Below are 12,371 nucleotides of genomic sequence, written 5' to 3' on the forward strand. Positions count from 1 at the left end.
AATATTTATTACGTGATACGACTATTATGCCATTTGTTGCCTTATCCGACTCATCAAGCTCAATTTCACCAAAGCAGTTAATGATCATATGTGCCAGTAACGCCGTTACTTACTTTGATTTTTTAATTTATCTGTTTATGGCAGACATTATCAGTAGCACTTTTTTCCCTGCCAATGATGATCCGATTTTAGCTAAGTTGCAGGTGCTAAGCTTATTTATTGCAGGCTATCTGACCCGCCCTATCGGTGCAATGCTACTGGGTCGCTATGCCGATGTAAAAGGCCGCCGCCCAGCTTTATTAGTCAGTATGTCATGTATTGCCCTAACGGCTCTGATTACAGCTTGCCTGCCTACTTATGCACAAGTTGGCATATTGTCCCCAGTTCTATTTTTTATCGCCCGACTGTTCCAAGGAATGGCCTTTGGGGCGCATACCCCATTAGGTTGGGTCTATGTCGCAGAACATGTTGACAAAAGAAATTTAGCCACTTTTTTGAGCTTCGTCACAGCCAGCTTTATGTTGGGTGAACTGGGGTCAATTTTACTCTTTGAGATCATTACCTCGACTCATACTAGGGACCAGTTGATTGAAAGTGGCTGGCGTATTCCCTTTGTCTGGGCAGCCTTGTTAAGCTTTGTGGTACTACTACTGTTACAAACCATCAATGAAACGCCAATTTTTACTCGTCAACAAAACAAACAAACGTTCGTACCTAAATTCTCTGAATTAGGCCCCTATCTTAAGCGTTTTAATGCCATATTTTTGGCATTAATAATAACCTTTATTATTGCTAGTCTAACTATGGTAATTGCGCTGCTGTTACCTGATCTCGTCTCTATGAAGTTTAGTATAGATGACTCTATGTTAAGATTCTCCAATAACTTAGGCTTATTATTTTTGATGATTGGCTGTGTATTTTATGGGTTAATTGCTGATAAAAGTGGCACTGGCAAAGCATTGATGATAGGCTCAATTGCTCTAATGCTACAAGCTTTTGCTTTCTTTTATCACTTAGAGTACGGGGGCGGTAGCTTTATCTTATTTATGTACGCCATTTTGGGCTTTTGTGCCGGTATTATTAGCTTAGGTTCAGTGATTTTAGTACAGCTATTCCCTACCGAGGTTAGAGTAACCGCTTTGTCTTTGACCTATAACTTGATGTACGCTCTAGTTGGCCTTGCCTTACCTTTCGGTCTGGGATATGCCACCAATTTGGTTAGCTTTTCACCTGCGCTATACATTACTTTTGTCAGTCTCGTAACCTTTATCATCGGGCTTTATATTTATCGCTTACCGAAATTCAAAGACTTAGATGAATCGATCAAACTATAGTCAGCTATTATTAACTTGTGTACTTAGGACTTAATCTTTTATATGAGCCAACCCGCTTTGCAAAACATGATGACCCATAAACGCCTTTCAGTCGCCCCAATGATTGACTGGACGACTACAGATTATCGTTTTTTTGCTCGTCTATTTAACCCCCATACCTATCTCTATACCGAGATGATTTCAACGGGTGCTATCTTACATGGCAATACAGATCGTCTGCTACGCTTTGATAGTAGTGAACATCCTTTAGTACTGCAATTGGGCGGAGCAGATATCTCTGAGATGACCCAATGTGCGATAGAGGCTCAAAAACGCGGGTTTGATGAAGTAAATATCAATGTCGGCTGCCCTTCTGATAGAGTACAGCACAATAAAATTGGGGCCTGTCTTATGGCGGAGCCTGATACCGTCGCAAGCTTAGTACGTCATATGCAAGCTGAAGTTGACATTCCTGTCACGGTAAAACACCGTATCGGTATTGATGAATACGACAGCTATCAGTTTATGAAAGACTTTGTCGAAGCCAGTGCCGAAGCCGGCTGTCAGCGTTTTATTGTCCATGCACGAATTGCTTGGTTACAAGGCCTGAGCCCAAAAGAAAACCGTGAGATTCCCCCGCTTAGATATGAAGATGTGTATCGCTTAAAGCAAGAAATGCCTGAGCTTCAAATTGAAATCAATGGCGGTATCGATAGCATTGAGCAAATCAAAGCTCATTTGCAACAAGTAGATGGGGTGATGATTGGCCGCGCCGCTTATCACAACCCTTATATATTGGCTGAGGCTATGCAGTTATGGGGAGAGCAAGCCCCAAGCAGGGAGCAAATTTTAGAGCAGCTGTATCCTTACTTAGAACAACAAGTGGCTAATTCAGAGCCTCTAACCTCTATCGCGCGCCATTTATTAGGCCTATTCCAAGGCTTGCCAGGAGCACGTAAATGGCGACAGGCATTAAGCGGTAAGCAGCAATTAACCGTTGCTGAGATTAAAGCTGCCGGCGATACTACGTTGCAGCTAATAGAAAAGTCTAAACAGCAAGATTAGTGCCCGCAAAGCCAAAAAAAGGTCCCATGCTGATATCAGTATGGGACCTTTTTTATAAATACAAGACTATTAGCAATAGCTCATTAACACTAACTCAGGAACAGTCTAATAAAAGCTTGCTCAAGAGTAGCCTAATTAACTATAAGATACATCCACATAGCCACCCCATTATTAATGATATGCAGTAAGATGGGAACATATAAAGAGCCTGACCGAGACCTAGCATAACCTAATAACATGGCCAGTATGAAGATAACGCTCATTTCATAAAATTCATACTGCAAATGAATAATCGAAAATAAAATACTGGTACTAATAGTCGCTACCCATGCCCCTTTGCTACCCACAAACTGCTCACGTACCGCACTCCACAAGATACCGCGAAACATCACTTCTTCATAGATCGGTGCCACAATAACCATGGTGACAATTAGCAGCCATTTTGGATTGGCACTGTCATATAGCACATCAACAAAGGCCGTAGGGTCTTTATCCAAAATATAGGTTAAGGTCTCTGTGCTAATCACAAATAGCAGCCATAAGCCAATAAAGCCCATGGCGATATTGAATGGAAAAGGCTTTAACCCTAAATAATCAGCCACACCATAACGGGCCCCAGTAGAAGTTGCTTCACCATCATCCATAGCTGGTATAACAGATGACTGAGAGGAGACACTATGAATACGCCCCCTCACTATCGCATAGATAATTACAAGCAGTACTACTAGAGTAAATATCATGGCATAGCTGGTTACCGTACCATCGAAGCTGCCCATACCAAATCGTTGGGCTGAGGTTAATGGAAAGTCATTAAAAACCACAGGGGCAAACAGATAGATGCCTAAAAGCTGCAGCGCCAAAAATAACCCAATGATGCCAACAAAGAGCAATACAACCCCAAGCTTAGTAAATAGCTTATGAGGCTGTACTGCTTCAGTGTTTTCTGGGACTGGCTTAGTTGCAGATTTATTAAACATAGTTGAAGCAGCTTTTATTTAATGAGCTTTTATTTAATGAGCTTTTATTTAATGAGCCTTTATTTAATGGGCTTTTATTTAATAGGTTAAGCCTGCTCAGCAATGGTAGCTAAGATTAACTGAGCCACCGAATCAGGATATTCTAGAGGGAACATATGCCCTCCTGCATGCAGCTTAAAAGGAATTGATAGGCGTCTTCTGACTTTATGCGGGAAGTCCATTTCATAGAATCGACTCCCATCACCTATTAACAAAGTTACCGGCTTCTTAGGAGGTTTATTTGGCTTAAGCCAATAAAGGGACGGATTGGTACGAAATACGGCCACTTCTGCTTCTTTAGGAATGGTTAAAGTGACGGTACCATCTGGTTGGTCACGCAAACCGTGTTGCAAATAGCCCTCAAAGGTACGCTCATCAAAGTTTTTGAAAAAACTCTTTGGACGTAATAACTCATGAGCTTGCTCTCGACTGTCCCAAACATCTCGACGATTTTTGGAAATGCCAGCAGGAGACATTTTATCGGCTACTTTTTGCGACAATAGCTTGGCTGTGTGCCAGAAGAAGTTGTCTCTGCCGTAAATAAGGGGCGGATCCATCAGCACTGCTTGTACAAACAGTTTGGGTTTACGATAAATAGCCTGCAAGGTACATAAGGCTCCTAAGGAGTGGCCCAAACCTATTACCGGTACCTTATGCTTTTTTACCAATTGTTGAACACTATCAATAACTTGATTGGTCAAGCTTTTCCAATGATTATCAATAGCGTATGTAGGCTGGCCCTGCTCATCAAAGCCTAAAACTGGAATATACTCAACCGTGAAGTGCTGTTGTAGCACTTCAAATATAGGCTGATAAACTCGACTTGGCATACCGTTAGCATGGGCAAAATGAATCACCGGCTTACCCGTTACTTTTGAAACGGGCAGCCTTGAAAAGTCCATATTTAATGACACATTTGAAGTTGTTAGCATTTATCTCATCTCAGCTGAAGTCTGTTCCTCTGGTAATAGCTTCAATTCCACTGATGAGCCAATACCAGACCCTAATTGCAGCGCGAAGTTATTTAAGAACATTCTCATTGGATCTATTGGGGTATAATCAACAACATTATCTAATTTAAGCTCTTTTTCTAGCGTCATTAAACTTCCTTTTTTGTCAGCTAAGCCTAGTTCAATGGCTTGCTCACCTGTCCAAAACAGACCAGTGAAAAGTTTATTTTGCTCTGGGTCTTTTAGCTTATCGCCACGACCTTGCTTAACGGCATTAATAAAGTGCTTATGAGTATTATTCAAAACACCCTCGACGTGTTGTTGTTCGTAGTCGCTTAACTCACGGCTTACACTTAAAATATCTTTATATTCGCCCGCTGTCAAAGTGGTATCTTTAACGCCTAACTTGTCCATAAGGCCTTCGACATTATAGCCTGGCATGATAACCCCAATAGAGCCCACTAAGCTTGAGGGGTTAACATAGATCTCATCAGCAGCAGAAGCGATATAATAAGCGCCAGAAGCTCCCATATCGCCAATGACCGCATATAGCTTTTTCTTTGGATACTCTTTACGCAGCTCCATCATAGTTTGCCATATCTCATCAGACTGAACTGGCGAACCACCCGGAGAGTTGATATTTAAAACCACTGCTTTCGAGCCCTTAGACTTAAAAGCTTCTGTTAAAGCAGCACTGATATCGTATGAATTAGCAACATCATCAGGGCCGATAACCCCTTTAATATCCACTACTGCAATGTGTGGCTTAGTCACATCTACACTGCTAATGCTTTCCGTTGGTGCACAGCTACGACTGAGCATAAAAAACAGCAGTAGCAAAGTAATTAAACTAAGTACCTTAGAGATCACACGCCATCGACGAGCACGACGCTGCTCTTCAATGCTGGCCATTAGCGTTTTTTCTAGTAAATGCCACTCACGGCCACCAGAGCTTACAGGTAATGAGCGTGGTGTTTGTGGTGATTTATTATTGGAATTATTTGGAGCCTGATTATTTTCGGGAGTTTTATTGGGATCTGGTGGCCAGTTTGACATATAAAATGTGAATCCTACTTATCGGTTGATGTATTTGTTGACTAATTGACCTAATATTCAAGCCTTTTAGATAAAATATTCAAGTCTTTAGGACAAGTGCTAAGTCATAAACTAAACTAATTTTCGACCTACTCTTGAGTCCTAAAGTCTCAGTCAATTAGAAGCTTAATACCATACCTGACCTGGTCATACTTTGTCACCGGTAATTCTGTAAAATATTAATTCATATCTTAATTTTATTTAGTCAATTGTTTAGGGCATGACCAAAAAAACAACATAAAGCTGCTTAAGTAACCCTTTAAGTACCCCTAAGGCTGCTGCCAATACAAATGACTTTCTTGTAACGGTAGTGTGGCTGAGGCCTGACCCTCTCCTATAATTCTCCACTGCTGCGGTAAAAAGTTATCTACCATTGATTTTTTTACCACGGATTGTGAGGAGGTTAACCAGTAACCGCCCTTATCTATGTTGAGCGACTCAAAGCCGCTGCTGCGTGGTTGTGGCCGAGCGTCACACATTAATTGCCAAAGCTGAGCCAATTGCGGATTGGCACTACTATAAATCACAGCTTTATTCAGTAGATTAAGCTCTTGGACATCGGTATCTATGCTTTTTATGTGAGTTTTACCTTTTGTCATGTTAGTTTTACCCCTTCGCTCAGTAGCGACAAATAGCTGCTCAGTCTGACCTTGCTCACTAAGATAGATGGCTTGACTGCTAGATATCTGTATCGCACAGTCCCAAACCCTACTGTCCTCTACTTGCTCCCAACCTGTAAGCGCGCTTATTGATAGCTGCTCAAGTTCTGTCTCTGCATTTAGTGGGCTAGCTTCTGAATATGCAGGCCAATGCTTGGTCGCTTGACAACTTTGAGCTTGTAGCGATGAGCCGGCTAAAGCCTTATCAATAGTTAACTTATGAGCTGACAGCCCTGCTTGCCAATAGTATGAGATAGGCAAATATTGACTAAGGCTCGCTACTACTGGTGCCAGATTAATCGTCGCCGTTTGGACAATGACTCCGGTTAATTGCTCCACATTTTGCTGTTTTAACTGATCATATAAATCTTGAGAGAGTTGTGCCTGCTGTTTCAGAGCCAAGTCCTCACTTACTGTTTTATACTGATTTTCATAGCTTGAAAGTAACAGCCAAGCTTGCTGTTTATGTTGTATTAAATTGGCAGCATAATTAAAGTTTTTTGGATTTAATACTGTGATATGCACCGAGTCTTTGGGTAAATCCTCGCTGGCATATATCATTGCAGTAATGGCCAGCACTGGTACAGCACAAAGCGCACGACTCAACATAGACTTAGGTAATATCCAAGGCAGTGCCGTGAGCAGTAAAAGCCCCATAAACGGCAAACTCATCTCGCTATACAGCCAACCACTTTGTTGAAAGGTCTGCTGTAACAGTTGCAGCAGTGTATGCAGCTGAGCTAGTATCCAAAATAGTAATGACCACAGAACAGCAGACAAAGCATTGGCCGGAACCATAACAAACAACACACTGGCCAATAGGTTGATTGGCACAATAATTGAGCCAAACAAGCCTATGGCAAATAAATTAATCACAAAGCCCCAGAGCGATACTTTACCGAACAGCCACAGGCTAATAGGCAATAACGCGACTGACATCCAAATTTGAAGCTTCATTAAAGATATTAATCTCTGCTTAACTTTATCTGCTAGGCTTGCTGACCGCCTATCTCCTTCTACTCTTTGCCAGCGCTGGCTATAAGCGACTAATACTGCTACCGCCACAAAAGACAACCAAAACCCTGCCTGCCACAGCACAAATACATCGGCCCACGCCATAGCTACCGCCAGCACCAGTAACATTTTGAAAATAGCAGGTACTGCTAAAAAATAACGCACTACCCCAACCAATAGCAGCATACAAGCCGTTCGTAATGCAGGCACATCAAACCCTGCAAAAAGCGCATAGCCAAAAGCAGTTATGGCAGCAATAATAAAAGCGCATTGCCAGCGGGGTAACCAGTGGTAAATACTGGGTCTAAAACGATTAATGACACCCATCGCCAAAGCTGCACATAATAGACTTAAAAATAAAACATGAGTACCAGAGATGGCTAATAAGTGAGAGATGCCCCCAAACTGATATAAAGCCGTCATATCATCGCTAATTAAGCTGCGATCACCAGTCAGTAAACTTAAGGTTACCGCAACTTCATCCTGGCTGTCTGTGATTTGATAAGCCCCCTCACCCGTTTGCTGTGAGCGTTGAAGCATCAGCTTCAAAAAATGCTCACGAAACTTATAACGCATCACATCTATCTTTTGCTGCAGAGTTAACTCAGTCGCAAGCTTTATAGAGAGATAAGATGCTTCCACAATAAAAGCCTTTGCCGTAGCATGGCGACTACTTAGCCAGCGGTATTCATCAAACTCATCAGCATTTGTTTTGTCCTTTAATTCAAGCGGCTGTAACACCAGCTTCATCCTCAGCTGTTGATTGGGAGCCAATTGATTAAGCTGGCTATCCTCACTTTGATAGCTTTGCAGCATAACCTGCATCGTCGCTGGCAACTTACTTAATCCTGATAAATCCGGTGCTGTTGCTGATTTATTATTGTGTAAAGAGTCCAGTTGAATAGCGGACAACTGAACCAATTGCCGATAGCCTTGAATCACCTCGCCCTTTGCAACTGCTAGACGCTTATCACTTAAGCCCACTGGACTAACCATGGCTTCTAAATATAATGGCTTTTGGGGAGAAGATTCTATAAAGGCTAAGCGCTGTGCGACACTATTGCTTAGGACGGCAAGTAGCAGCAGTAACAAAATAGCCAGTTTAATGATGGGTGTAAACAACCCTTGCCGCCGTAGCTGAGTATAAGGCGTTAGATAGATCTGAGTAGGAATAATAGAAATGGATGAGGCTGAATAAGGAGACGTGTTCCTTTTTAAGATTCTAAAGGACAATGGAGCGAGGTAAGACAGTGAGCAAAGCAAAGCCATTAATGCCAATAATACATAAGCGGCTACCTGCCAACGCTCACTGACTACTTGTTGTGCTAAATTACTAAGAGCATAGAGCTGGCTCGGGTCCAGCTCTAAAATGGCTAACATTAATGCAATTGCTAAAATCCCTGCTAGCCAAATCAAATAAAATCCTTAGTAGTGGGTTAAGACCATCCTTAATATTTGAGCTAATAACTGAGTACTGGGCTTATTATTTTTTATAACTGCAGCCTTATTAATAAGGTCTTATTAAACAAATCACTTAATAACAATCGCTTGATAACAACCGCTTGATAACAACCGCTTGATAACAACCGCTTGGTATCAAACTGTTTAATCGTCAAAATTTTCCCATTTGCCATTTTTTAGGAGCATCTGACGATCAGCCATAGCCGCTAGACTTCTATCATGGGTGACCATCAACAAAGCTGTTTTCATGGTATCTTGCAACTCTGCCAATAAGGCAAAAATGCTTTGCGCGTTGTCATAATCTAAGTTGCCTGTTGGCTCATCAGCCAGTACCAGTGAGGGCTTAGTAACTAGGGCACGGGCAATCGCTACCCGTTGTCTCTCTCCCCCTGATAACTCACCAGGACGGTGTTCTAATCGATGTCCCAACCCCACTCTTTCTAGCAAATCAACCGCTTGCTGGCGAGCTTCTTTGATTGGTACCTCTTTACGCAATAATAGAGGCATGGCCACGTTTTCAATGGCGGTAAACTCTGGTAATAAATGGTGAAACTGATAAATGAAGCCCAAATGCTTATTACGCATTTCGCCACGTTCAGTCTCATTCATATTATTTAAGCACTTACCATGCAACCAAACCTCACCAGAGGTGGGTACATCAAGACCACCTAATAGATGCAACAAGGTACTTTTACCAGAGCCACTGGTCCCCACAATAGCAATGCGCTCGCCTGCATTCACCGTTAAGTTAAGACCTGTTAAAACCTGAGTGCGAATGTTGCCTTCATCGTAAATTTTATTGATGTTTTTTGCGACTAAAATCTCTGACATACTATTTTCTCAATGGCTATTATTCTAAATGACTGTGTTAAAGCTCTTCTATTTTAAAACTCTTGTATCTCTCAAGCCCACAGCCTTATTCATAACGTAAGGTTTGCGCAGGTTGAATACTAGCTGCACGGCGAGCCGGATATATAGTTGCCAAGAAACTTAATAAGAATGAAGTGGTGGTAATAATCAACACATCCGTCCAGCGCAGCTCTGTTGGCAGATAGTTAATAAAGTAGGCATCAAATAAGTGTAAGTTAAATACCTGATTAATCCAGCCTAACAAGTCGCCTACCGTCAACGCGAGAATCACTCCTAGGATAGTTCCCGCCACTGTACCGATTACGCCAATAACTAAGCCTTGCACCATAAATACTTGGGTAATCAGCTTCGGTGAAGCCCCAAAAGTTTTTAAAATAGCAATGTCTGCTTTTTTATCTGTCACCAACATAACCAGACTTGAGACAATATTAAAAGCGGCGACAATAATAATTAAGAAAAGCAATAAACCCACCATCGCTTTTTCCATTTGAATGGCACCAAACAAATTACCATGAGTCTTTGTCCAGTCATTAGGATATAGATAGCCTGGCTCAAGATTGGCCGCTCGCTGCGCCACTTGCGGAGCTAAGAAGATATTGTCAAGCTTCATACGCACCCCTTGAGCACCAGGAGGCAAACGCAGTAATGTTGCCGCATCACCCATAGGAATGAATGCCACTAAGTTATCCACTTCACGGCTAATATTAAATACCCCAGTTAACGTAAAACGCTTAAATCTAGGAATAACTCCGGCAGGTGACGGTGAGGCTTCAGGCAACACCAAAGTTACCTTATCACCCACTTGCAGCCCTAACGCTTCTACCATGCTTTCGCCTAAGACAATACTAAAGTCGCCATCTTTTAAGGTATCAATACTGCCTTCGACCATATGCTCATTAATAATAGAGACGTTTTTTTCATATTGAGGTTCAACACCAGTGACCATGATACCTGCGACCTGACCATTTGAGGTCAGCATCCCTTGTAACTCAATGAAAGGAGCGACCGCAACTACCTCAGGATCTTCCTCAATTTCATTGGCCAGACCTTTCCAATCAGAAATAATCTCACCTGAGCTGACAGTGGCTTGCGGCACCATCCCTAAAATACGAGTCTTAAGCTCCCGGTCAAAACCATTCATCACGGATAAAACCGTAATTAACACGGCAACCCCTAGGGTCAATCCCACCATTGAGATCAGTGATATCAAAGAGATAAAGCGGTTACTGCGCTCAGCACGCGTATAACGTAATCCTAAAAATAAGGCTAATGGACGAAACATAATTTAGGCTCTTAACCGGTTAGAAGTTAACTAATAAGTAACTATAAGATAATAACTAAAACGATAATTAAAGGGTCATGCTAAATAGCAAAGCCCATAGTTTGACACAAACACAACTAACTTGGCTATGTTTGATTGATGCAATTATTTTATTATATCTATCTGTGGCTTGTTTTATTGACCAAAAACTCTTAATTTACTCATAATAATAGCCGCTTATAGCATTAATCATTGCCTATAGCATCAGTCGTTTCAAGCATTAACCACAATTTACCAACGATAATAAGGGTTTGATCTTGTATTAAAATAACTTGCCCCTATTTAGTTAATAGAGCAGAGGGTTGCAAAACTTCTAGCTACGTTGATGAACCTTTTACCATTTAGCTTTCGACATCAAAACGATAGCTTACGATTACAGCTTCAGGTTATAACAAATTACAAATGTAGCCACTCTTAAAACCAACCATCAAAAGTATAAGTTTATTATGACAACTCAAGTTTATAAATATAGCCAGCATCCAGATATACGCCCCATCACTATTACTTTAACTGATGAACAAACGGCAGGTCATGGCGACCACTGGCGTATCCTAACTGATAACATCGAAAACGATGTGCCTAATTGGCTACAAAACTCTATTGATGATGCAACCATTGCCGCTGGCCTAAACCCTGCTTTAACCAAAGACTCTTTGGCTCATTTGCTGTTATCTTGCAATGAGATGTGTCATATCAACCAAGTACTAGCCATGAAAGATGGCAAACCTCAGAACTTCATTAACGCCTTCCCTTGTGTTAACAGCCCTTATGGCTTGGTTTGCAAGATTGACCGTATTATCGCTAATCCTTCAACTAAGGATGCGGTGTTACGTCTAATCAGTGAAGATGGCAGTGTTATCTATGCCTTCGACCAAATGTATACTGTCAACCAGTCCCTTTATCGCCAAAATCAGCAGTATTTTGTTAATTTTAGCGCTTGGGCTTATGCCATCGAGCCTAGTAATCAAGATGAAGTTATTTTAGTCGAAGATCCCGAAGCCATTCGCTATCACCGTGCCTATAATGATATTGTGGCCAAAAATAATGGTGTTATTCCTAGCGACTTAGACAAGCAGATAGATCAGTGGCAAGCAGATACTGATGAAGAGCTGGCCCCTATTGAAATCAATCTAGGCAATATGTGCGCTTACTTATTTGGTGAAACTTTAGGTCAAGAAGATGAAGCCTGGTGTCAAGGTCAGGTATTAGGCAAGCAGCAACAAACTTTATATGACCGTCAGCTAACTGTGTTTGATGTGGCTATCTTGCGTGAGCCAGATGCGGATCCTTTTGTGGTGCGTGTCGCTACTCCAACCACTGATGAGGTACAAAAAATCGAAGTCAATGACTATATCCAAGCTAATATTTGGCTGCAAGCTGCAATCTACCATGAAAACCAAACCGATTAATTAAAAAATAAGCATAATTATAGATATAAACCCCACTCTCAACACTTTATTAGCAATTCAAACTGAAGAGGCGGGGTACCAAGTTTTTTATTTAAAAGAAAAAAGAAATTATGCGCCAGAATCTTACGCGTTAAACGATGAGACAAATGCCATAAATCTCTAGCACGTACTTTCTGTATATTAAAGCAGTCAGACAAT

The 12,371-nt window shown here is 41.5% G+C and carries 9 protein-coding genes and 1 pseudogene; 3 read left to right on the forward strand and 7 right to left on the reverse strand.

Features of this window, described 5'->3' with window-relative positions; genetic code table 11:
* The first annotated feature begins 26 nt into the window (after window positions 1-26).
* Together G561_RS0109315 and dusA are read left to right on the forward strand one after the other, a co-directional pair.
* Complete coding sequence (locus G561_RS0109315; RefSeq protein WP_028859315.1) at window positions 27-1,334, forward strand: MFS transporter; 1,308 nt, start codon at window positions 27-29, stop codon at window positions 1,332-1,334.
* Between the two features lie 42 nt (window positions 1,335-1,376).
* Window positions 1,377-2,378 carry a tRNA dihydrouridine(20/20a) synthase DusA gene (gene dusA / locus G561_RS0109320; protein WP_028859316.1) on the forward strand — a complete coding sequence of 334 codons (1,002 nt, stop codon included), beginning with the start codon at window positions 1,377-1,379 and terminating at the stop codon, window positions 2,376-2,378.
* A 131-nt stretch (window positions 2,379-2,509) separates the two neighbouring features.
* On the opposite strand, the gene G561_RS0109325 is transcribed toward dusA, so the two are convergent.
* The 6 genes from G561_RS0109325 to G561_RS0109350 form a co-directional block, all read right to left on the reverse strand.
* Window positions 2,510-3,355, reverse strand: a complete 846-nt coding sequence (locus G561_RS0109325; RefSeq protein ID WP_028859317.1) for a CPBP family intramembrane glutamic endopeptidase — start codon at window positions 3,353-3,355, stop codon at window positions 2,510-2,512.
* Window positions 3,356-3,441: 86 nt separating this feature from the next.
* Complete coding sequence (locus G561_RS0109330) at window positions 3,442-4,296, reverse strand: alpha/beta fold hydrolase (protein WP_051584484.1); 855 nt, start codon at window positions 4,294-4,296, stop codon at window positions 3,442-3,444.
* Between the two features lie 30 nt (window positions 4,297-4,326).
* A complete protein-coding gene (gene sppA, locus G561_RS0109335) occupies window positions 4,327-5,400 on the reverse strand; it encodes a signal peptide peptidase SppA (protein ID WP_028859319.1) in 1,074 nt (357 codons plus the stop codon).
* Between the two features lie 308 nt (window positions 5,401-5,708).
* A complete protein-coding gene (locus G561_RS0109340; RefSeq protein ID WP_028859320.1) occupies window positions 5,709-8,528 on the reverse strand; it encodes a ComEC/Rec2 family competence protein in 2,820 nt (939 codons plus the stop codon).
* Window positions 8,529-8,717: 189 nt separating this feature from the next.
* The gene (gene lolD / locus G561_RS0109345) at window positions 8,718-9,404 is read right to left on the reverse strand and encodes a lipoprotein-releasing ABC transporter ATP-binding protein LolD (protein WP_028859321.1); all 687 of its coding nucleotides are present in this window, start codon (window positions 9,402-9,404) and stop codon (window positions 8,718-8,720) included.
* 85 nt (window positions 9,405-9,489) lie between these two features.
* On the reverse strand, window positions 9,490-10,725 hold the full coding sequence (locus G561_RS0109350; RefSeq protein ID WP_028859322.1) for a lipoprotein-releasing ABC transporter permease subunit: 1,236 nt from the start codon (window positions 10,723-10,725) through the stop codon (window positions 9,490-9,492).
* 485 nt (window positions 10,726-11,210) lie between these two features.
* Here G561_RS0109350 and G561_RS0109355 point away from each other — a divergent pair, with 485 nt between their 5' ends.
* Window positions 11,211-12,173, forward strand: a complete 963-nt coding sequence (locus G561_RS0109355; protein WP_028859323.1) for a hypothetical protein — start codon at window positions 11,211-11,213, stop codon at window positions 12,171-12,173.
* Window positions 12,174-12,211: 38 nt separating this feature from the next.
* Here the strand turns inward: G561_RS0109355 and G561_RS15345 are convergent.
* A pseudogene (locus G561_RS15345) lies at window positions 12,212-12,371 on the reverse strand (IS982 family transposase); the annotation flags it as partial.

This window comes from Psychrobacter phenylpyruvicus DSM 7000 = NBRC 102152 (assembly GCF_000685805.1).
GTDB classification, from domain to species: domain Bacteria; phylum Pseudomonadota; class Gammaproteobacteria; order Pseudomonadales; family Moraxellaceae; genus Psychrobacter; species Psychrobacter phenylpyruvicus.